Consider the following 20811-nt stretch of genomic DNA (forward strand, 5'->3'; position numbering starts at 1 on the left):
ACTGCACCGCCTTGGGGACCTGCCTTACAGAACAGGCACCCAAGACGGGTTCAAGTTGAGGTTGTTGACTGAACCATCCTTACCAAGCAAAACCATAGCCAAGCACAATCAGCCGGCCAGTTCGCAGGCTTCACGGGCCAGTTGTTCGATACGTGCCCAGTCGCCCTGGTTCAGTGCATCGGCCGGCACAATCCAGGAGCCACCGACGCAGGCAACGTTGTCGAGTGCCAGATAGTCGCGGAAGTCCTTCACCGAAATACCGCCGGTCGGGCAAAAGCGCACGTCCGGGAACGGACCGGCAAAGGCTTTCAACGCCGACACACCGCCGGAAGCCGCTGCCGGGAAGAATTTGAAATGGGTGTAACCCAGCTCCATGCCCTGCATCATTTCCGACACGCTGGCGACCGCCGGCAGAAACGGCATAGCAGCCTGGCGACCGGCTTCGAGCAGACGCGGTGTAGCGCCGGGGCTGATGGCGAAATCGGCGCCAACGTCTTCCAGCTGTTTCAGTTGGTCGACCCGGGTCACGGTGCCGGCACCGACGATCACGCCGTCGACTTTTTTCATTTCGGCAATGACTTCAATCGCCGCTTCAGTGCGCAAAGTCACTTCCAGGACTTTCAGACCGCCCGCTTTCAGCGCTTCGGCCAGGGGCTTGGCGTCTTCCACGCGGCTGACCGCCAGCACCGGCATTACCGGGTAGGCCTGTTGCAGAATATCGCTGACTTGGTAACTCATGTTGCTCTCCTTTAAGCCTGTATGCCCGTCTTAGCGAGCGTTGAGGCGATGATTCAGAACGGCCGCTGCACCCAGCAGACCCGGTTGTTTGGACACCACCACGTAAGTCGGCACACTGGCGACGAAATCGCGCAGTCGGCCTTTGGCTTCAAAGCGCGCCCGGAACTGGCTGGTGGCGAAAAAGTCGACGAAACGCGGCACGATGCCACCGGCAATGTAGACGCCGCCCTTGGCGCCCAGCATCAACGCAACATCCCCGGCGTAACTGCCCAGAATGGCGCAGAACCGAGCCAGTGCTTCTTCGCACAGCGGGTCGGTCCGATCCAGAGCGCGCTGCGAAATTTCCGCGGCTTTTAAGCTTTGAGCCGCCACACCTTGGCGATCACACAACGCCTGGTAAGTGTTTTCCAGACCCATGCCGGAAATCAGCCGCTCGGCAGAAACGCGCTCGTACTTTTTCAGCAGGAATTTCAAAATATCGATTTCAACCAGATCCGACGGCGCGAAATTCACGTGGCTGCCTTCTGTTTGCAAGGTCACAGGGCCGGAATCGCTGAACGCCAGGCCGGCCACACCCAGGCCGGTGCCGGGGCCGGTGACTGCCATCGGCCAGCCGGGCAGACCTTCGCCAGGGCCGACTTTTACAACATCGTCAGTGCCCAGGTGCGGAATCGCGTTGGCCAGCGCATTGAAATCGTTAATGAAGTGCAGTGACGCCAGACCGATGTCTGCCTGCAGTTCGCGCACGCTGAACGACCAGGTGTGGTTGGTCATGGTGATGCGGTCCTGGTCGGTCGGGCAGGCAATCGCCATAACCGCGTGTTCGGGGCGGTCGTAATCGGCGGCCGGACCAGCCAGATAGGCACGGATGGCATCGGCGATGGTGTCGTATTCAGCGCCGTTCAGCGCTGCCACGGCAACCAGATCGGCCTCGGCCAGTTGCGGACCTTGCGCCGGATCGAACTGTTGCAACGGTGCCAGCGCGAAGCGGGCGTTGGTGCCGCCGATGTCGGCGATCAAACCGTATTGGGCCATGCTTATTCCTCGAAATCTTCAAAGCGGAAAATGGTTGCACCCTCTTGCGCGGTATTGACCGCCGCACGCATCGGCGCGAACAGTTCGCGACCGACACCAAACTGGTTGCCAGACAGATCGGCCACCACCGGCTGGCGCTTGGCCCACTCGGTTGTATCGACCTTCACTTCAACAGTGCCGGCATCGGCATCCAGACGGATGATGTCGCCCGCCTGTACACGCGCCAACGGGCCGCCCTCGCTGGCTTCCGGCGACATGTGAATGGCCGCCGGCACCTTGCCAGACGCGCCACTCATGCGGCCATCGGTGACCAAGGCGACTTTAAAACCGCGATCCAGCAACACGCCCAGCGGCGGTGTCAGTTTGTGCAGTTCCGGCATGCCGTTGGCTTTCGGGCCCTGGAAGCGGACGACGACAACGCAGTCGCGATCCAGCTCGCCGGCTTTGAACGCCTGCTGCAAATCGTGCTGGCTTTCGAACACAACCGCCGGACCTTCGATGATGCGATGTTCCGCTTTGACCGCCGATACCTTGATCACGCCGGTACCGAGGTTGCCCTTCAACACTTCCAGGCCGCCTTGCGGGCTGAACGGATTGCTGGCCGGACGCACGATGTCTTCGTCCAGCGAAACCTTGGTGCCAGGGCGGAAATCGATGTCGTCGCCATTCAGGAACGGCTCCTGGGTGTAGCGGTCCAGGCCGGTTCCAAAAATGGTTTTCACATCGCCGTGCAACAAACCGGCGCCGAGCAGTTCACCCATCACGTAACCCAGACCGCCGGCGGCGTGGAAATGGTTCACGTCGGCCATGCCGTTCGGGTAAACATGCGCCAGCGTCGGCACGACGGTGGACAGATCGGAGAAGTCTTCCCAGGTCAGCACGATGCCGGCTGCGCGTGCCATGGCGATCATGTGGATGGTCAGGTTGGTGGAACCGCCGGTGGCGAGCAGACCGACGATGCCGTTAACAAAGGCTTTCTCGTCGAGCACATCGGCGATCGGCGTGTATTGACCGTTTTGTTTGGTCAGACGAATCGCCTGTTGCGCCGCTTCGCGGGTCAGCGCATCGCGCATCGGGTTTTCCGGGTTCACGAAGCTGGAACCGGGCAGATGCAGCCCCATGAATTCCATCAGCATCTGGTTAGAATTCGCAGTGCCATAAAAGGTGCAGGTGCCGGCGCTGTGGTAGGAATCGGATTCGGCTTGCAGCAGTTCGTCGCGGCCGACTTTGCCTTCGGCGTATTCCTGACGCACGCGCGCTTTTTCTTTGTTTGGCAGACCCGACGGCATCGGGCCAGCCGGTACAAAGACCGACGGCAGGTAACCAAAACGCAAAGCGCCAATCACCAGACCGGGAACGATTTTGTCGCACACGCCCAGATAGAGCGCGGCATCGAACATGTTGTGTGACAGCGCCACGCCCGTTGCCATGGCAATGGTGTCGCGACTGAACAGGCTCAGCTCCATACCCGGCTGACCTTGAGTCACGCCGTCGCACATCGCCGGTACGCCACCAGCAACCTGAGCGGTGCAACCCATTTCGCGCACAGCCTGTTTGATGATGTTGGGGAAACGCTCGTACGGCTGGTGCGCGCTCAACATATCGTTGTACGCGGTGACGATGCCCAGGTTGGCCTGGTTCATCATCTTGATGGTGTTCTTTTCGTCTTCCGAGCAGGCGGCGAAGCCGTGCGCCAGATTGCCGCAGCTTAATTGGCGGCGATCGGGAATTTGTTCACCGGCATCGCGCATGCGCTCCAAATAGCGCCGACGCGACGGGCCGCTGCGCTCGATGATGCGTGCGGTGACGCTTTGCAAGGTGGCATTCATTTAACTCTACCTCTGTATTTTTTTCGGGAGACGCTGGACGGGAAACGGGAGACGCTAAAACCGGTAACCAGCGCTCGGCGTCTCCCGTTTAGCGTCTAGCAGCTCATTCAGCCCAATAGACCGAGACTGGCGTCAGTGTTTGCTTCAGCACCGAGCGAACCGGCAACTCCACCACCGGACCATCACCCAGCGCGGCTTCCAGCACTGGCTTTTTGCCAGCGCCGGTTAAATGCAGCACGATCCAGTCGCTGTGCAGGATGCGTTTTAAGGTCAGCGTCATGCGGGCGTGCGGTGCGGTTTTCGGTACCACGCCGCAGCAGTCGATGTGCGCCTGGGTGTCCAAGGCTTTTCCCAGCGTCTCGGCACCAGGGAAAAACGAAGCGGTGTGGCCGTCTTCGCCCATGCCCAGCAAGGTAACGGTCAGTTGCTCAGGCAGTGCCGCCAGGGCTTTGTTTAAACTGGCTTCGGCTTCAAACGGCGTAGCGTGCGCGCTCTTATGCGGAATAAAACGCGCGGCGGCGGCTTTGTTTTGTAGCAGGTGCGTACGCACCAGTTTTTCGTTGCTGTCGTCGTCGCTGGGGTCGACCCAACGTTCGTCGACCAAGGTGATGGTCACTTTCGACCAATCCAGATCGGCCACGCTCAGCGCCTTAAACAAATCCACCGGCGTGCGACCACCGGACACCGCCAGACCGGCTTCACCGGTTTCAGTAATGGCCGTTGCCAAACGATCAATAATGTCACCGGCCAGTTGTTCAGTCAGCGCTTCGCGGCTGTCGAAATCGAGTTGTTGCATTTGGATATCCTTCGGCTATCGGAAGACGCGAAACGGAAGACGCTTGACGCTGGCTAGCGGTTTTAGCGTCTCCCGTCTCCCGTCAAGCGTTCAGCGTCATCAATTGCTTTCATGCCAACTGCGGCCATCGCGGGCGACCAGTTCGAATGCGGCTTGCGGGCCCCAGCTGCCAGCCGGATAGCTGTGCGGCGCGACGGTCGCTTGTTTCCAGCCGTCGAGAATCGCATCGGCCCAGACCCAGGCGGCTTCGACTTCATCGCGGTGGACGAACAGGGTCGAGTTGCCGCGAATGACGTCGAGGATCAAACGTTCGTAGGCTTCGGGTACGCGTGAGTCGGCAATGTGATCGGGCATGGTCAGGTTCAGCGTTACCGGCGTCACCTGCATGCCTTCACCCAGACCGGGCAGCTTGTTCATCATGTTCAGCTGAATGGATTCTTCCGGTTGCAGACGAATCACCAGCTTGTTCGCCGCGAGATTCGAACCGTCCGGGAAAATCGAGTGCGGTACGTCTTTGAACTGAATGACGATTTCACTGTAGCGTGCGGGCAGTCGTTTACCGGTGCGCAAATAGAACGGCACACCGCGCCAGCGCCAGTTGTGGATATCGGCGCGGATGGCAACGAAAGTTTCGGTTTGCGAATTGGGTTTGCCGCCCTCTTCTTCTTTATAACCGGGCACCGCTTTGCCACCGACGTTACCGGCCGCGTATTGAGCGCGCACGGTGTTGCGACGCACCTTGTCCAGACTCATCGTCTGCAACGATTTCAGCACTTTCAGTTTTTCTGCGCGCACTGCATCGGCGTCGAGCGACACCGGCACACCCATGGCGACCAGACAGAGCAACTGCAGCAAGTGGTTTTGAATCATATCGCGCAGCGCGCCGGAATCGTCGTAGTAACCCCAGCGGCCTTCCACGCCGACGGTTTCGGCAACGGTGATTTGTACGTTGTCGATGTGGGCGTTGGTCCACACCGGCTCGAACAGCGCATTGGCAAAGCGCACGGCCAACAGGTTCTGCACCGTTTCTTTACCGAGATAATGGTCGATGCGGTAGATGTTGTTCTCGGCAAAAATTTTCGACACGCCGTCGTTGATCACTTTCGATGACGCCAGACTTTTACCGATGGGTTTTTCCAACACCACCCGGCTGTTTTCATTCACCAGGCCCGCTTCGTTCAGATTGCGACTGATTTCACCGAAGAAGTCCGGCGCGGTAGACAGGTAATAAACGGTGTCCTGGCAGGTGAAATCCTGATCGAGTTCGGCGGCCAGATTTTTGAACGATTCCGGCTCGCGCGCGTTGACGGCAACGTAGGTCAGGCGCTTGGAAAAACGATCCCAAACGGTCTCGTCCCATTCTTCCCGATCAACGAACTGGTCCAGGCCTTGCTTGACCAGTTCCAGATAACCGTCGTGACCCAGATCGGTCCGCGACGCACCGATGACTCGGGTGTTGTCACCCAGGTAGCCAGTGCGATCGAGGTTATACAGCGCCGGCAAGAGTTTGCGGATAGCCAGATCGCCGTTGCCGCCGAAGATGACGACATTACAGGGACTGCTGGCTGTCAGTTGATCCATAAAAGACTCCGAGACCTTAATCGAGTGAACTGTAGTTTTTTTCCAATTTTACGGTATCAAAGGCGTACTGTCGCCTATAATTGTAATTTTACAACAACCCGATCGGACCACAGCAGGCCGACCGGCAGCGGTTCTCAGCCTTTCGCTGGCCCGGCGAATTCCCTACAATCCGCCAGCGACCACTGAAGGCTTAACGCCCTTTTTCAAGACACCAGCCCAAGGCGACCACCCAAGGATAGCGCACGCATGTCATTGAACATTCTGGAGCGACTCAAGTCGAACCCGAGTTGCCTGAGCAAGAGCGAACGCAAGGTCGCCCAGGTGATTCTAGAAGACCCGAACAAAGCCATTCGCTCCAGCATCGCCAGCCTGGCCAAAGCCGCCAATGTGTCTGAACCGACGGTCAACCGTTTCTGTCGCAGCCTCGACTGCACCGGCTTCCCCGATTTCAAATTAAAGCTGGCGCAATGCCTGGCGACCGGCACGCCTTATGTGAATCGCAACGTCGAAGCCAGCGACAACGTCGAGGAATATTCGAGCAAGATTTTCGAAGCCACGATGAGCGCCATCTCCGACGCCAAACGCTCCATCGATCCGAATGCATTGAGCCGCACCGTCGATGCATTGGCGCAAGCGCGGCGCATTGAGATTTATGGCCTGGGCGCGTCCGGCAGTGTCGCCATGGACGCCCAACACAAGTTCTTCCGCATGAACACGCCCTGCGTCGCTTACACCGACGTGCTGCAACAACGCATGGCCGCCGCTGCGACCAAACCCGGCGACGTAGTGATCATTATCTCCAACACCGGCCGCACCATCGCTTTGGTGGAAACCGCCCGCATTGCGCGCGATTCCGGCGCGACTGTTATCGCCATCACCCAGCCGCACTCCCCGCTGGCTGAAGACAGCCACATCCTGCTCGGTGTCGACAGCCCGGAAAACACCGACATCTATACACCCATGACCTCGCGCATTGTGCACTTGACGGTGATCGACGTGCTGGCGACCGGTGTCATCCTGAAACACGGCCCGGAATTCCAAAGCCACCTGAAGCGCATCAAGGCCGCTCTGGCCGAAACCCGCTACAAGTCACCGGAAACCGACTGAACCAGGCCCGCGCTTTGCGGCTTCGTCTCAGTCGGTTCTGTTGATCCAAATCATGTAATAAAACTACAAACTGCTGTTCAATCTGGCCGATCAGTGGCAGAATGCCGCCGCTTTGTTGTATAACGATGTAAATAAGCTACAACAAATGACAAGCTTCAGAGGCTCCGTTGAAACCGTTTCGCGGCGCCTCGCACTTCGAACGGCGGTGGCGCAAAAACCGCCTCTTTACGCATAGGAGCACAGCATCATGTCCAAGATCCGCGTTGCGATTAATGGTTATGGCCGCATCGGCCGGAACGTCCTGAAAGCGCTGTACGAAGCCAAGCAGGACGGCAAGGATTACCCCATCGAAATCGTTGCCATCAACGATCTGGGTGACTCCAAAACCAATGCTCACCTGACCAAGTACGACACCGTTCACGGCCGCTTCAACGGCAAGGTCGACTACGACAACGAAGCGCTGTACATCAACGGCGACAAGATCGTCACCTGCTCTGAGCGCGACCCGGCCAACCTGCCGTGGGCAGAATTGAAAGTCGACGTCGTCTACGAATGCACCGGCTTCTTTACTTCCAAAGCCGACGCCAGCAAGCACATTGCCGCCGGCGCTAAGAAAGTCATCATTTCCGCACCGGCCAAAGACGTCGATGCGACCGTGGTTTATGGCGTTAACGACAACGTTATTACTGCCGACATGACCGTTATCTCCAACGCTTCGTGCACCACCAACTGTCTGGCGCCGGTCGCCAAGGTGCTGAACGACAGCGTCGGTATCGAAAGCGGCCTGATGACCACCATTCACTCTTACACCAACGACCAGCGCCTGAGCGATGTGTATCACTCTGACCTGTACCGCACCCGTGCGGCGGCGTTGAACATGATCCCGACCAAGACTGGTGCCGCTGCGGCCACTGGTCTGGTGGTTCCGGAACTGCAAGGCAAGTTCGACGGTCTGTCGATTCGCGTCCCGACGGCCAACGTTTCTCTGGTTGACCTGAGCTTCACCGCCAGCCGCGACACCAGCGTTGAAGAAATCAACAAAGTCATCGCTGATGCCATTGCCGCCGACAAGAAACTGGCGTCTGTTCTGGCCGTTAACGAAGAACCGCTGGTGTCTACCGACTTCAACCACAACCCGTACAGCTCCAGCTTCGACGCGACTCAAACCCGCGTTCAGGGCCGTCTGGTTAAAGTCATGTCCTGGTATGACAACGAATGGGGTTTCTCTAACCGCATGTTGGACAACACCGTTGCTTTGATGAACGCTAAATAAGCAACACCTGTAGAGCCCGGACACCGTCCGGGCTTTTTTCGTTATAATGACCCGCGTTTTGGGCGGGGAAGCATAACAAGAGACTCTTCATGACGATGAGACGCACCAAGATCGTAACCACTCTGGGCCCGGCCACCGACAAGCCAGGCATGCTGGAGAAACTGATTCTCGCCGGCGCCAACGTGGTTCGATTGAATTTCTCCCACGGCAGCGCCGACGATCACAAAGGCCGCGCCAACGCCGTGCGTGAGATTGCCGCCAAACACGGTCGTTCTGTAGCCATTCTTGGCGATCTGCAAGGCCCGAAAATTCGCATTGCCCGCTTCAAGGACACCAAAGTCCAACTCGAAGACGGTCAGGCTTTTATTCTCGACGTCGGTTTCGATAAAACCGCCGGCGACAACACCCGAGTCGGCATCGACTACCCGGCGCTGGCGCAAGACAGCAAACCGGGCGACATCTATTTGCTCGATGACGGCCGTGTCAAAGTGAAGGTCGAAAAAGTCGAAGGCCTGGCGGTGCACACTACCGTCATTCAAGGCGGACCGCTGTCGAACAACAAAGGCATCAACAAATTGGGCGGCGGTTTGTCGGCCAAGGCGTTGACCGAGAAAGACAAAGAAGACATCAAAACCGCCGCCGAAATTGGCGTCGATTACATCGCCGTTTCCTTCCCGCGTAACGCTGAAGACATGAACGAAGCGCGCCAGTTATTGGCCGCTGCCGGCTCTACCGCCGAAGTCGTTGCCAAGCTGGAACGCGCTGAAGCCACGCTGAACCACGACACTCTCGATCAGATCATTCTGGCGTCCGACGTCGTCATGGTGGCGCGCGGTGATTTGGGTGTGGAAATTGGTGACCCGGCGCTGATCAGCGTGCAGAAACACATCATCAAACGCGCCCGTACTTTGGACCGCGTTGTCATCACCGCCACTCAGATGATGGAGTCGATGATCGACAATCCGTTCCCGACGCGGGCGGAAGTGTTCGATGTCGCCAACGCCGTACTCGATGGCACCGATGCCGTTATGTGCTCGGCCGAAACCGCCGCCGGCGCTTACCCGGTAGAAACCGTCAAGGTGATGCACGACGTCTGTCTGGGTGCGGAAAAACACCCGCTGACCACGCAATCGCGCCACCGGGTGAACACAGAGTTCCACCGTATCGACGAAAGCATCGCCATGTCAGTGATGTACGCTGCGAACCATTTGCGCGGCGTTAAAGCGATCATCTGCATGACCGAATCCGGTGCGACGCCGCGTTGGATGTCGCGCATCAGTTCCGGCATGCCGATCTACGCGATGACCCGTCACGACACCACGGCGCGCCGCGTTGCGCTGTATCGTGGCGTTGAAGCGATTCCGTTCGACATTCAAAGCGTGCCTGACGATCAGATCAATCGTGTGGCCGTTGAAGAACTGAAAAAACGGGACATCGTCAAGGACGGCGACCTGGTGATTTTGAGCTACGGCGATCACGAAGGCGTCCACGGTGGCACCAACACCCTGAAGATTGTCAGTGTCGGCAATATCCTGTAAAAAGGCGCACCGACCAAACTTCGGGACCCAAAACGGCAGCCACCATGGCTGCCGTTTGTGCATCAGGGAAACGCAAAAAGCGAAATTTCGCTGACCGAAGTCACTTCGCTGCCATCACAGCGCGCTGAGCAGTTTCAGCTAAAGTGACGGAACTCAGTTTTTTACAGGCCGGTCGCCCACAACTCAAAAAAGTACGGCGATCGTCAACCGACTCAACTCGTTGAGGATTCAACCCAAAAGGGGAAGAGGTCTGAACTTTATGGCACACGATATCGATCCAATTGAAACGCAGGAATGGCTCGACGCGCTCGCGTCTGTCATGCGCGAAGAAGGCACCGACCGCGCGCAATTTCTGCTCAAGCGTCTGTCCGACAACATCACCCAGAGCGGCCCGGACGTTCCTTTTGCACTGAACACCCCGTTCCGTAATTCCATCAATCTGGAAGACGAACCGAAGTACCCTGGCGACAACGAAATGGAGCGGAAAATCCGCGCCATGATTCGCTGGAACGCCGTCGCCATGGTGGTACGCGCCAACAAATCCGGCGACGACCTGGGCGGCCATATTTCTTCGTTCCAGTCTTCTGCGACTTTGTACGACATGGGCTTCAACCATTTCTGGCGCGCCCCGACCGACACTCATCCGGGCGACATGGTTTACTTCCAGGGCCACATTTCTCCGGGCATCTACGCGCGTTCTTTTGTTGAAGGCCGCCTGAGCGAAGATCAGCTCGACAACTTCCGTCGCGAAGTCGATGGCAAGGGTTTGTCGTCTTACCCGCACCCCTGGCTGATGCCGGATTACTGGCAGTTCCCGACCGTATCCATGGGTCTGGGCCCGATTCAAGCGATTTACCAGGCGCACGTTATGCGTTACCTGGAAAACCGCGGTGAAATCGAAAAAGGCGGTCGCGTCTGGGCCTTCCTCGGCGATGGAGAAACGGACGAGCCGGAATCACTGGGCGCCATTGCGCTGGCCGGTCGTGAACACCTCGACAACCTGAACTTCGTCATCAACTGTAACCTCCAGCGTCTGGACGGCCCGGTACGCGGCAACGGCAAAATCATCCAGGAACTGGAAGGTGTATTCCGTGGTGCCGGCTGGAACGTCATCAAGGTGGTCTGGGGTCGTCATTGGGACAAGCTGTTCGCCAAAGACTCCAAAGGCCTGTTGCAGAAGCGCATGGACGAAGTGGTCGACGGCGAATTGCAGGCGTTCAAAGCCCACGGCGGCGCCTACACCCGCGAACATTTCTTCGGCAAGTACCCGGAACTGGCCGAGATGGTCAAAGACATGAGCGATGACGACATCTACCGTCTGAATCGCGGCGGCCACGATCCGTACAAAGTCTTTGCGGCCTTCCAACGTGCGGTCAACGACAACAACGGCCAACCGACTGTGATCCTGGCGCACACCGTCAAGGGTTATGGTCTGGAAGCCGGCGAAGGCAAGAACGCCAGCCACCAGTTGAAGAAACTGGATGTGGATTCGCTGAAAGCTTTCCGCGACAGCTGTGGCGTACCGGTCTCCGACGCCGACCTCGAAGCGGGCATCATTCCGTTCTACCGCCCCGACGAAAACAGCCCGGAAATGCAGTACATCCGCAACCACCGCAACACACTCGGCGGTTACCTGCCGATGCGTCGCCAGGAAGCCAAGGAAACGCTGAAAGTTCCGACACTGGAATCGTTCGAAGCGTTGACCAAAGACAGCGGCGACCGCGAAATCTCCACCACCATGACCTTCGTGCGGATGATTTCCAACCTGCTCAAGGACAAGGAAATCGGCGATCGCATCGTGCCCATCGTGCCCGACGAAGCGCGCACCTTCGGTATGGAAGGTCTGTTCCGTCAGTACGGCATTTATTCACCCAACGGCCAGCTCTATATCCCGCAGGATAAGGGCCAGGTCATGTGGTACAAGGAAGACCAGAAAGGTCAGATTCTGCAGGAAGGCATCAACGAATCCGGCGCGATGAGCTCCTGGATTGCCGCGGCCACTGCCTACAGCACCTACAACAAGCAGTTGATTCCGTTCTACGCCTACTACTCCATGTTCGGCTTCCAGCGCATTGGCGATCTGGCCTGGGCGGCGGGTGACCAACAGGCGCGCGGCTTCCTGATCGGCGCTACCTCTGGCCGTACCACGCTGAACGGCGAAGGCCTGCAGCACCAGGACGGCCACAGCCACATTCTGGCTGGCACTATTCCGAACTGTGTGTCCTACGACTGCAGCTACGGCTACGAAGTGGTCACCATCATTCAGGACGGCATGAAGCGTATGGTCGAAGACAACGAAAACGTCTTCTACTACCTGACCACCCTGAACGAGAACTACCACAACCCGGGCCTGGAACCGCAGATGGTCGATGGCATCAAGCGTGGTATGTATCTGCTTGAAGACGGCGTTAAGAAAGGCAAGAAAGCCGTACAACTGTTCGGTTCCGGTTCCATCATGCAGGAAGTCCGCGCTGCGGCCGCTCTGCTGCGCGACGACTTCGGCATTCAGGCCGACGTCTGGGCTGTCACCAGCTACAACGAACTGACCCGCGACGGTCTGGACGCAGAACGCTGGAACATGCTGCACCCGGAAGACGCGCCGCGTAAGGCTTACGTCACCGAGATGCTGGAAAGCCGCCGTGGTCCGATCGTCGCCGCCAGCGATTACATGAAGAACTACGCCAACCAGATCCGCCAGTGGGTTCCGCAGCCGTATTACGTGCTCGGCACCGACGGCTTCGGCCGCAGTGATTCACGCGCCCAGCTGCGTCACTTCTTCGAAGTGAACCGCTACTGGATCGTCGTCGCCGCGCTGAAGGCGCTGGCCGATGAAGGCAGCATTGAAGCCGGCGAAGTCACCAAGGCGATCAAGCAGTTCAAGCTGGACCCGAACAAACCCAATCCGGTAACCGCCTGAGTCGGTTGAGGCGTTGAGGAGTCATCATGGCAACTGAAATTATCAAGGTACCCGATCTGGGTATGGACGCGGCGACCATCATTGAGATCAGCGTCAAACCCGGCGATGTGATCGCCGAAGACGACACGCTGATCGTGCTGGAGTCGGACAAGGCGTCCATGGACGTACCCGCCTCCAAAGGCGGCACCGTCAAAGAAATTAAGGTCAAAGAAGGCGATTCCGTTTCCGAAGGCGACGAAATCCTTTATCTGGACGTCGAAGGCAGCAGCGACAGCGCTGCCCCTGCGCCCGCCGCCGCTCCGGAAGCCAAGGCTGAAGCCGCCCCAGCACCGGCCAGTGCAGCCAGCAGCGAAGTCCGCGCGGTCAAAGTACCGGACATCGGCATGGATAAAGCCAGCATCATCGAGATTCACGTCAAAGTCGGCGACACCATCGCCGAAGAAGACACCCTGGTGACGCTGGAATCCGACAAGGCCAGCATGGACGTACCGACCGACACCGCTGGTGAAGTGGTCTCAGTCCAGGTCAAAGAAGGCGACGACGTCTCCGAAGGCACCGTGCTGATCGAAGTCAAAACCGCCGGCGGCGCTGCAGCGCCCGCTACGGCTGCCAGTGCTCCGGCTCCGGCCGCCGCACCAGCCAGCAGCGGTGGCGAAACGCGTCAGGTCAAAGTGCCGGACATCGGCATGGACAAAGCCAGCATCATCGAGATTCACGTCAAGCCCGGCGACACCATCGCCGAGGAAGACACCCTGGTGACGCTGGAATCCGACAAGGCCAGCATGGACGTACCGTCCGACACCGCCGGTGAAGTATTGGCGGTCAAGGTCAACGTCGGTGACGACGTGTCCGAAGGCACCGTGCTGATCGACATCAAAACCAGTGGCGACGCCAGTGCTCCGGCACCGGCCGCAGCGGCTCCTGCTGAATCCAAGCCGGCACCGAAAGCGGCTGCCGAACCACAGGCACCGACACTCGCCAGCGCCCACGAAGCCGAACTGACACGGCCGTCGAAAGACATTCACGCCGGCCCGTCAGTGCGCAAACTGGCGCGCGAATTTGGTGTCGATCTGGCGCTGGTTCCGGGTTCCGGTCCGAAAGGCCGCATCGTCAAAGACGACGTCGCTGCCTGGGTCAAGAAGCGCCTGGCCGAACCGGCTGCGGGTGCTACCGGCGGTTCCGGCATTCCGCCGATTCCGGATCAGGACTACAGCAAATTCGGCGAAGTCGAAATCAAGGAACTCAGCCGGATTCAGCAGATCACTGCGGCCAACATGTGGCGCAACTGGGTCAACATTCCGCACGTGACCCAATTCGACGAAGCCGATGTCACCGACACCGAAGCCTTCCGCAACTCGCTGAAACCGGAAATGGAAAAACGCGGCGTCAAGATCAGCCCGCTGGCCTTTATCGTCAAAGCCTGTGCTGCGGCGTTGGTCGAATTCCCGAACTTCAACGTCTCGCTGATGGCCGATGGCAAACGCTACGTGCAGAAGCACTACGTCAACATCGGTGTCGCCGTCGACACGCCGAACGGCCTGATCGTTCCGGTGATCAAAGACGCCGACAAGAAGTCGATCTGGCAGATTGCCGAAGAAATCATCGACTACGCCAAACGCGGCCGCGATGGCAAAGTAAAAGCCGACGAGATGAAAGGCGGCTGCTTCAGCGTCTCCAGCCTCGGCGGCCTGGGCGGTACCGCCTTCACGCCAATCGTCAACGCGCCGGAAGTGGCCATCCTGGGTGTTTCCAAAAACCAGGTGAAACCGTTCTGGACCGGCAAAGAGTTCGTGCCGCGCACCTTCACACCGCTGTCGTTGTCGTACGACCACAAAGCGGTCAATGGTGCCGACGCCGCCAAGTTCACCACCTACCTGACTCAGGTATTGGCGGACGTGCGTCGTCTGGTGCTCTGATCAACCTGACGTTGATCCAACAAAAACCGGCCTATGGGCCGGTTTTTTTATGCCTGCATTCGCGCAAACCGCCCAGGCGGCTGACCCACGTGTCGGCTGAACGCCGTGCTGAAGGTGCTGGCCGAGCCGTAGCCGACTTGTTGCGCAACGGTGGCGATGGCCATGTCCGAGCGGCGCAATAAATCTTTAGCCAGCGACATGCGCCAGGCCAGCAAATACTCCATTGGCGGTACGCCGACTTCCCGGCTGAAACGTTCGAAGAAGGCCGACCGCGACAACGCGGCTTTGGCCGCCAACGCTTCTACCGTCCAGGCACGTGCCGGTTCGGCGTGCAGTGCGCGCATGGCCGCGGCCAGTTTGCTGTCGGCCAGGCCGCGCAACAACCCAACCGGGGCGTCGTCCGCCGTATTGGCGCGCAAGGCTTCAACCAACAAGACTTCGACCAGTCGCGCCAACACCAGCTCACGCCCAGGTCGCTGCGCTAACGATTCGTCGCGCACCAACTGCACCAAGACCGGCAACCGATCGATGGCCCGTACGTGCAGCAACAGCGGCAACAGAGACACCAACAAGGCCGAGTCCGGCGAGCCGAACACAAAGCTGCCGCCGAGCATGCGCACGTCCGGCGGGCCATCCTGGCGGCCATGACGCACTTCTCCAGGTGGCGCCGGCGCCAGCTTGGGGTCGATAAATTCAGCCTGCGTTGGCTCAAACCCCGACATCACAAAGCCCGGAGTGGAAGGCATCAGCACAAAGTCGCCTGCTTCCAGAGTAATGGGTGGCTGATCAGCCACCTGCAACCGACAGCGGCCTTCCAACACCGCGCTGAAACTGGGCTGGTCATAGGCGGCGTAACGCACCGCCCAGACGCCAGCGCCACTGATGATCTTGCTGAACACGGCCCGCGGTTGCAGCAGGCTAATAACTTCCGATAAAGGATCGACCATAATCGGACTCTCGCAAATTAATAACGGACTTTGAATCGTAGCAAGTCCTGTTTCGGCTGGCTATCGTAACGTCACCCCAACCCAAGAGGAGACTCGCTATGAAAACCGTTCTGATCACCGGCTGCTCATCAGGCTACGGCCTGGAAACCGCCCGTTATTTCCACGACCAAGGCTGGAATGTCATTGCCACCATGCGCACACCGCGCCCCGAGTTGCTGCCCGAATCGCCCCGGATGCGAGTGATTGCACTGGATGTCACCCGCGCCGACAGCATCGCTGCCGCATTGGAACAAGCCGGCCCGATTGATGTGCTGGTCAACAACGCCGGCGTCGGTTTGTTCGGTGCCTTTGAAGCCACGCCCATGACGACCATTGCGGACGTGTTCGCTACCAATACCTTCGGCGTCATGGCAATGAACCAGGCGGTGATTCCGCAGTTCCGGGAGCGCCGCTCGGGCGTGATCGTCAACGTCACTTCAAGCGCAACCTTGGCGCCCTTCCCGCTGGTCGCCGTCTACACCGCGAGCAAAACCGCTATCGAAGGCTTCACCGAATCGCTGGCGCTGGAACTGGCCGGCTTTAATGTGCAAGCCAAACTGGTTGAACCCGGCTACGGCCCGTCTACCCAGTTCGCCGCCAACGGCGCTGAGCGTATGGCCGGTCTGGTCACCGAACCCTACGCACCCTTCGCCGAGCAGATCTTTGCCAGCCTGGGGCAATCCATGGCGGTGACCGAAGCCATCGACGTCGCCCAAGGCGTCTTCCGCGCCGCGACCGACACCACCGGCCAGCTTCGCTTTCCCGCCGGGGCTGATGCGGTGGCGTTAGCTCAGGCGAGCTGACTCAGCTCAAAAAAAAACGGTGGCCTGAGCCACCGTTTTTTTATCCCCGCCGCTTTATCCCACCAACGGCTCATACACCCGCACAAACACTTCCGCCGTCAATTCCAGTTCCGACAACTGCGCCACCCGAGCCCTGCCTTCGGCTGAGGCGCGATGGCCGTGCGGCGTCATCATCAGTAAGTCCTGAATGTCATCGGCGCGGGTCAGATGGAAGCGGTAACTCACTTCATCTTCTTCGACTAATCGGAAGCCGTCCAAGTCTGGTGCTTTGGGTTCCAGTTCGGTTTCAACTTGCTGGTACAACAGTGTGCGCAGTTCGTGCAGATGCATCGGGCCTGGATCGACCTGAATCAGCCGGCCTTCCGGTTTCAACACTCGTGCAAATTCCGAAGCGACCGGGAAGCCAAAGATGCACAGCAGCCGGTCCAGGCTGGCGTCCTGCACTGGCAGGTGTGCGTTGCTGGCAACCAGCCAGGTGGGACGTTTGTCTTGTTTGGCGGCGGCCAGGGTTGCGGGTTTGGAGATGTCCAGACCGGCCATGGCGACGCGCATCGACTCCGGCACCAGCAGTGAAAATTCGCGCAGGTAATAACCCTCACCGCAGCCGGCATCGAGGATGTTGAAAGTCGTTTCTGGCAAGGGGTTCGGGCAACACAGTCGTGCGATCAGCTCCACCACCGGCTGGTAGTGACCGGCCGCCAGAAAGCGCTGGCGCGCCTCGACCATGGCTTTGGAATCGCCCGGCTCTTTGGAGCGTTTGTGCTGCACCGGCAGCAGATGGGTGTAGCCCTGACGCGCCTGGTCGTAACTGTGGCCTTGCGGACAAACCCAGGCGTTGTCGTGCCGGTGCAGGGCTTCGCCATCCAGCGGACAGGCCAGGGCGTCAAAGGCATCAATGGGCATAGGGTGATCTTCCTGTTTTTGTTGCGCTCGCCTCATCAGTGTCGCTGGCTTGCGTTACCATGGCGGCCCCGTTTGAGTTCAGTGCCGCCCGGAGGCGTCGTTCATGCATATTACGGTATTTTGCGGATCCAAACCCGGTTCAGACCCGGCCTTTGTGCAATCGGCTCAGCAGTTGGGTGAACGCTTGGCGCAACGCGGCCATCATCTGGTGTACGGCGGTGCCAAGGTAGGCTTGATGGGTGCGGTCGCCAATGCCGTTCTGGCCGGCGGCGGTGAGGTGATTGGCGCCATTCCCAAGGCGTTGGTGTCGAAGGAAGTTGCGCACGACGGCCTGACGCACTTGCACATCGTCGACACCATGCACGAACGCAAAGCCATTCTCTCCGGCGAAGCCGACGCCTTTGTCGCCCTGCCCGGCGGCCCCGGCACGATGGAGGAACTGTTCGAAGTCTGGACCTGGCGCATGCTCGGCTACCACAACAAGCCGGTCGCGCTGTTCAACCTCAACGGCTATTACGACCCGCTGCTGGCGATGATTGAACGCATGATTCAGCAAGAATTCGCCTGGTCCGATTTAACCGCCAGTTTGATTGTGACCGATAACGTCGACGACCTGCTCGACCGTTTGGAGGCGTATCCGGCATGACGAACTTCGTGCGCGGCTATCAAGCCTTAATCGCCGTATCGCTGCTGCTGGCGCTGTTGGAAATTCTGCTGAACGACGCCAATCGTCCGTGGTGGGGTTTGTTGCTGGCAGCACTGCCAATGGCGTTGCACTTCACCGTCCGGCTGTCGTTCAAGCCACGGCCTCGCACCCGCTGGTTGATGCCGCAACAGGTGATCACTCTTGGCGGTTTGGGGATGACGGTGAACCCGGAAGTGGTCGCCGAGCCGTCGTGGCTGGCGACGGTGTTGGCCGCAGCCTTGGTGATCGCGCTTTACGTCTATCTGTTTAAAGTCTGGAAAGCCGACGACGATGCCGGCTCCAATCCTTAGCCCAACCGTTATCTCAACAACAACAGCGGCTTATTCGCACGCAACAGCATTTTCACCGTCAGGCTGCCCAATACCAGATCGCGCAAGCGGGTGTGGCTGAACGCGCCCATCAAGGTCAGGTCGATGTCGTGATCGGCCTGATAGCGCACTAGTTCTTCGCTGGGTTTGCCGCCTAAAGTGACAGCGGTAACGTTGTGACCGGCGTCGCGCAGTTTCAGCGTTGCCGCCTGTTGCAGCGATTGCGCCGTGCCCGGATCTTCGCCCACCGTGACCAGATGAATTTCCAGACCGTTGAACAGTGGCCGCGTAGCGAGCATGTCGAGCGCTTTGCCTGAGGCGTCGCTGCCGTCGTAGGCCAGCATGACGCGCTTGGGCTCGGTGAATTCGCTGTTCACCACCAGCACCGGCTTGTGCAGCGAGCGCAGAATACTTTCCAGATGGCCGCCCAGATGGCGGTCGTCGTCACCGCGTTCTTCGCCGCGAATGCCGAGCACCAGCACGCGAATGTCGTCTTCCAGTTCGATCAGCGATTCGGTTAAGCCGCCGTGGCGTTGTTTCAGTTGCGGCTCGGCGACACCGGCCTGTTGCAGGCGGTCACGCGCGGCGCTGAGCATCAACTTGCCCTGCTCCAGCAATAAGCGACTGCGCTCGGCTTCAATGTCGGTTAATTCCTGCATCAAGGTTTCGCGGCTGCCTAAGCCGATGGTGCCGCTGTAATCGTTGGGCACGATCATCGGGCCTTGTTCCAGGTTGTGCAGCAACAGCACCGGCGCGCCGATGCGTTGGTGCATCCAGACGGCGTAATCACACACCGCGCCGCTGAATTTTGAAGCGTCAATGCAGGTCAGAATGTTGCCGGTCAGGTTCTTATTATTGTTGTCATTAGCCATTAATGGGCTCCCAGAACTTTGTCGATTTCATCGGGTTTGTCGTGCACGCCGAAGCGGTCGACGATGGTTTCGCTGGCGTCGTTCAGGCCGATTACATCCACCGTCGCGCCTTCGCGGCGGAATTTGATGACCACTTTATCGAGCGCGCCGACGGCGGTGACGTCCCAAAAATGCGCTCGGCTCAAATCGATCACCACCCGCTCAACCGCCTCTTTGAAATCAAAGGCGGCGATGAATTTTTCCGCCGAAGTGAAAAACACCTGGCCGACCACCTGATACGTTCGGGTGTCGCTGGCGTCATCGTACTCCGAACGGACGTACATAAAGTGGCCGACCTTGTTGGCGAAAAGCAGGCTCGCCAACAACACGCCGGCCAGTACACCAAAGGCCAGATTGTGCGTCCAGACCACCACGACCACGGTGGTGATCATCACCAGATTGGTCGATAACGGCAGTTTTTTCAGATCGCGCACCGAGCCCCAGTTAAAGGTGCCGATCGACACCATGATCATCACCGCCACCAGCGCGGCCATTGGAATCATCGACACCCAGTCTTTCAGGAAGACGACCAGCAGCAGTAAAACAATGCCCGCCGTCAGCGTCGATAAGCGACCACGGCCACCGGATTTCACGTTGATCACCGACTGGCCGATCATGGCGCAACCGGCCATACCGCCGAGCACTCCGGCACCCAGATTCGCCAGGCCCTGGGCTTTGCATTCGCGGTTTTTGTCACTGCTGGTATCGGTCAGATCGTCGACGATGGTCGCCGTCATCAGCGATTCCAGCAAACCCACCACGGCCAGACTCGCCGAATACGGGAAGATAATCGCCAGCGTTTCGAAGTTCAGCGGCACCTGCGGCCACAGGAACACCGGCAAGGCGTCGGGCAACTGACCCAGATCGCCAACGGTGCGAATGTCCAGATCGAGCCAAACCACCACGCCCGTCAAAAACAGAATGGTAACCAGCGGCGAAGGAATGGTTTTGTTCAGATAAGGAAAGCCGTAAATGATCGCCAGGCCAGCGGCGGTGACCGCGTACACATGCCAGGTGACGCCAGTCAGTTCCGGCAACTGCGCCATAAAAATCAAAATCGCAAGCGCGTTGACGAATCCTGTGACCACCGAGCGCGACACAAACCGCATCAACGAGCCCAGCCGCAAGTAGCCGGCGATAATCTGCAACACGCCGGTCAGCAAGGTCGCCGCCAGCAAATATTGCAGGCCGTGTTCTTTCACCAGCGTGACCATCAACAACGCCATGGCGCCAGTGGCGGCAGAAATCATGCCGGGGCGACCGCCAGTGACGGCGGTGATGACCGCGATGCAAAACGACGCATACAGGCCGACTTTGGGATCAACGCCAGCAATGGTGGAGAAAGCGATGGCTTCGGGGATCAGCGCCAGAGCGACGACGATGCCGGCGAGCAAGTCGCCGCGCAGATTGCCAAACCAGTCCTGACGGCGGGATAAAAACAGCATGCGAACCTCGGTTATGTCG

Annotated in this window: 17 protein-coding genes; 8 read left to right on the forward strand and 9 right to left on the reverse strand. The window is 58.9% G+C overall.

Annotated features, from left to right (window positions below):
• Nucleotides 1-108: 108 nt before the first annotated feature.
• The 5 genes from DW349_RS12130 to zwf form a co-directional block, all read right to left on the reverse strand.
• The gene (locus tag DW349_RS12130) at nucleotides 109-738 is read right to left on the reverse strand and encodes a bifunctional 4-hydroxy-2-oxoglutarate aldolase/2-dehydro-3-deoxy-phosphogluconate aldolase (protein WP_108125071.1); all 630 of its coding nucleotides are present in this window, start codon (nucleotides 736-738) and stop codon (nucleotides 109-111) included.
• A 30-nt stretch (nucleotides 739-768) separates the two neighbouring features.
• Nucleotides 769-1773, reverse strand: a complete 1005-nt coding sequence (gene glk, locus DW349_RS12135; protein ID WP_108125070.1) for a glucokinase — start codon at nucleotides 1771-1773, stop codon at nucleotides 769-771.
• Between the two features lie 2 nt (nucleotides 1774-1775).
• Nucleotides 1776-3602 (reverse strand): phosphogluconate dehydratase, encoded by a 1827-nt coding sequence (gene edd, locus DW349_RS12140; RefSeq protein WP_108125069.1) that lies wholly within the window; start codon nucleotides 3600-3602, stop codon nucleotides 1776-1778.
• 103 nt (nucleotides 3603-3705) lie between these two features.
• On the reverse strand, nucleotides 3706-4398 hold the full coding sequence (gene pgl / locus DW349_RS12145; RefSeq protein ID WP_108125068.1) for a 6-phosphogluconolactonase: 693 nt from the start codon (nucleotides 4396-4398) through the stop codon (nucleotides 3706-3708).
• A 99-nt stretch (nucleotides 4399-4497) separates the two neighbouring features.
• The gene (gene zwf / locus DW349_RS12150; RefSeq protein WP_108125067.1) at nucleotides 4498-5979 is read right to left on the reverse strand and encodes a glucose-6-phosphate dehydrogenase; all 1482 of its coding nucleotides are present in this window, start codon (nucleotides 5977-5979) and stop codon (nucleotides 4498-4500) included.
• Between the two features lie 246 nt (nucleotides 5980-6225).
• Between zwf and hexR the strand changes: the two genes are divergently transcribed.
• The 5 genes from hexR to aceF all read left to right on the forward strand — a co-directional run bounded on the left by hexR (nucleotide 6226) and on the right by aceF (nucleotide 14730).
• A complete protein-coding gene (gene hexR / locus DW349_RS12155; RefSeq protein ID WP_108125066.1) occupies nucleotides 6226-7086 on the forward strand; it encodes a transcriptional regulator HexR in 861 nt (286 codons plus the stop codon).
• Between the two features lie 247 nt (nucleotides 7087-7333).
• Nucleotides 7334-8359 (forward strand): type I glyceraldehyde-3-phosphate dehydrogenase, encoded by a 1026-nt coding sequence (gene gap / locus DW349_RS12160; protein ID WP_108125065.1) that lies wholly within the window; start codon nucleotides 7334-7336, stop codon nucleotides 8357-8359.
• Between the two features lie 95 nt (nucleotides 8360-8454).
• Complete coding sequence (gene pyk / locus DW349_RS12165) at nucleotides 8455-9897, forward strand: pyruvate kinase (protein WP_108125317.1); 1443 nt, start codon at nucleotides 8455-8457, stop codon at nucleotides 9895-9897.
• A 259-nt stretch (nucleotides 9898-10156) separates the two neighbouring features.
• Entirely contained in the window at nucleotides 10157-12814 is a 2658-nt protein-coding gene (aceE, locus tag DW349_RS12170; protein WP_108125064.1) for a pyruvate dehydrogenase (acetyl-transferring), homodimeric type, read from the forward strand.
• Between the two features lie 26 nt (nucleotides 12815-12840).
• On the forward strand, nucleotides 12841-14730 hold the full coding sequence (aceF, locus tag DW349_RS12175) for a pyruvate dehydrogenase complex dihydrolipoyllysine-residue acetyltransferase (RefSeq protein WP_108125063.1): 1890 nt from the start codon (nucleotides 12841-12843) through the stop codon (nucleotides 14728-14730).
• A 47-nt stretch (nucleotides 14731-14777) separates the two neighbouring features.
• Here the strand turns inward: aceF and DW349_RS12180 are convergent, their stop codons facing one another.
• Nucleotides 14778-15677, reverse strand: a complete 900-nt coding sequence (locus tag DW349_RS12180) for an AraC family transcriptional regulator (RefSeq protein WP_108125062.1) — start codon at nucleotides 15675-15677, stop codon at nucleotides 14778-14780.
• 98 nt (nucleotides 15678-15775) lie between these two features.
• On the opposite strand from DW349_RS12180, the gene DW349_RS12185 reads away from it, so the two are divergent.
• Nucleotides 15776-16519, forward strand: a complete 744-nt coding sequence (locus DW349_RS12185; RefSeq protein ID WP_108125061.1) for an SDR family oxidoreductase — start codon at nucleotides 15776-15778, stop codon at nucleotides 16517-16519.
• A gap of 54 nt (nucleotides 16520-16573) precedes the next feature.
• Here DW349_RS12185 and DW349_RS12190 read toward each other — a convergent pair whose 3' ends face one another.
• Complete coding sequence (locus DW349_RS12190; protein WP_108125060.1) at nucleotides 16574-17422, reverse strand: putative RNA methyltransferase; 849 nt, start codon at nucleotides 17420-17422, stop codon at nucleotides 16574-16576.
• A 103-nt stretch (nucleotides 17423-17525) separates the two neighbouring features.
• On the opposite strand from DW349_RS12190, the gene DW349_RS12195 reads away from it, so the two are divergent.
• Together DW349_RS12195 and DW349_RS12200 are read left to right on the forward strand one after the other, a co-directional pair.
• Nucleotides 17526-18068 carry an LOG family protein gene (locus DW349_RS12195; protein WP_108125059.1) on the forward strand — a complete coding sequence of 181 codons (543 nt, stop codon included), beginning with the start codon at nucleotides 17526-17528 and terminating at the stop codon, nucleotides 18066-18068.
• Nucleotides 18065-18418: a hypothetical protein gene (locus DW349_RS12200; RefSeq protein ID WP_108125058.1), complete on the forward strand. Its 354-nt coding sequence runs from the start codon at nucleotides 18065-18067 to the stop codon at nucleotides 18416-18418. The genes DW349_RS12195 and DW349_RS12200 overlap by 4 nt, the downstream gene beginning before the upstream one ends.
• 8 nt (nucleotides 18419-18426) lie before the next feature.
• Here the strand turns inward: DW349_RS12200 and DW349_RS12205 are convergent, their stop codons facing one another.
• Together DW349_RS12205 and DW349_RS12210 are read right to left on the reverse strand one after the other, a co-directional pair.
• Entirely contained in the window at nucleotides 18427-19308 is an 882-nt protein-coding gene (locus DW349_RS12205; RefSeq protein WP_108125057.1) for a universal stress protein, read from the reverse strand.
• Nucleotides 19308-20792 carry a SulP family inorganic anion transporter gene (locus DW349_RS12210; RefSeq protein WP_108125056.1) on the reverse strand — a complete coding sequence of 495 codons (1485 nt, stop codon included), beginning with the start codon at nucleotides 20790-20792 and terminating at the stop codon, nucleotides 19308-19310. The genes DW349_RS12205 and DW349_RS12210 overlap by 1 nt, the downstream gene beginning before the upstream one ends.
• Between the last annotated feature and the right edge of the window lie 19 nt (nucleotides 20793-20811).

It is taken from the genome of Saccharospirillum mangrovi, from assembly GCF_003367315.1.
Lineage (GTDB): Bacteria > Pseudomonadota > Gammaproteobacteria > Pseudomonadales > Natronospirillaceae > Saccharospirillum > Saccharospirillum mangrovi.

Coding starts and splice junctions, on each gene's coding strand:
- edd (WP_108125069.1), bottom strand. CDS start 3,602: ATGAATGCCACCTTGCAAAGCGTCACCGCACGCATCATCGAGCGCAGC.
- glk (WP_108125070.1), bottom strand. CDS start 1,773: ATGGCCCAATACGGTTTGATCGCCGACATCGGCGGCACCAACGCCCGC.
- DW349_RS12205 (WP_108125057.1), bottom strand. CDS start 19,308: ATGGCTAATGACAACAATAATAAGAACCTGACCGGCAACATTCTGACC.
- DW349_RS12130 (WP_108125071.1), bottom strand. CDS start 738: ATGAGTTACCAAGTCAGCGATATTCTGCAACAGGCCTACCCGGTAATG.
- DW349_RS12210 (WP_108125056.1), bottom strand. CDS start 20,792: ATGCTGTTTTTATCCCGCCGTCAGGACTGGTTTGGCAATCTGCGCGGC.
- DW349_RS12195 (WP_108125059.1), top strand. CDS start 17,526: ATGCATATTACGGTATTTTGCGGATCCAAACCCGGTTCAGACCCGGCC.
- zwf (WP_108125067.1), bottom strand. CDS start 5,979: ATGGATCAACTGACAGCCAGCAGTCCCTGTAATGTCGTCATCTTCGGC.
- aceE (WP_108125064.1), top strand. CDS start 10,157: ATGGCACACGATATCGATCCAATTGAAACGCAGGAATGGCTCGACGCG.
- DW349_RS12185 (WP_108125061.1), top strand. CDS start 15,776: ATGAAAACCGTTCTGATCACCGGCTGCTCATCAGGCTACGGCCTGGAA.
- DW349_RS12190 (WP_108125060.1), bottom strand. CDS start 17,422: ATGCCCATTGATGCCTTTGACGCCCTGGCCTGTCCGCTGGATGGCGAA.
- pgl (WP_108125068.1), bottom strand. CDS start 4,398: ATGCAACAACTCGATTTCGACAGCCGCGAAGCGCTGACTGAACAACTG.
- aceF (WP_108125063.1), top strand. CDS start 12,841: ATGGCAACTGAAATTATCAAGGTACCCGATCTGGGTATGGACGCGGCG.
- hexR (WP_108125066.1), top strand. CDS start 6,226: ATGTCATTGAACATTCTGGAGCGACTCAAGTCGAACCCGAGTTGCCTG.
- DW349_RS12200 (WP_108125058.1), top strand. CDS start 18,065: ATGACGAACTTCGTGCGCGGCTATCAAGCCTTAATCGCCGTATCGCTG.
- gap (WP_108125065.1), top strand. CDS start 7,334: ATGTCCAAGATCCGCGTTGCGATTAATGGTTATGGCCGCATCGGCCGG.
- DW349_RS12180 (WP_108125062.1), bottom strand. CDS start 15,677: ATGGTCGATCCTTTATCGGAAGTTATTAGCCTGCTGCAACCGCGGGCC.
- pyk (WP_108125317.1), top strand. CDS start 8,455: ATGAGACGCACCAAGATCGTAACCACTCTGGGCCCGGCCACCGACAAG.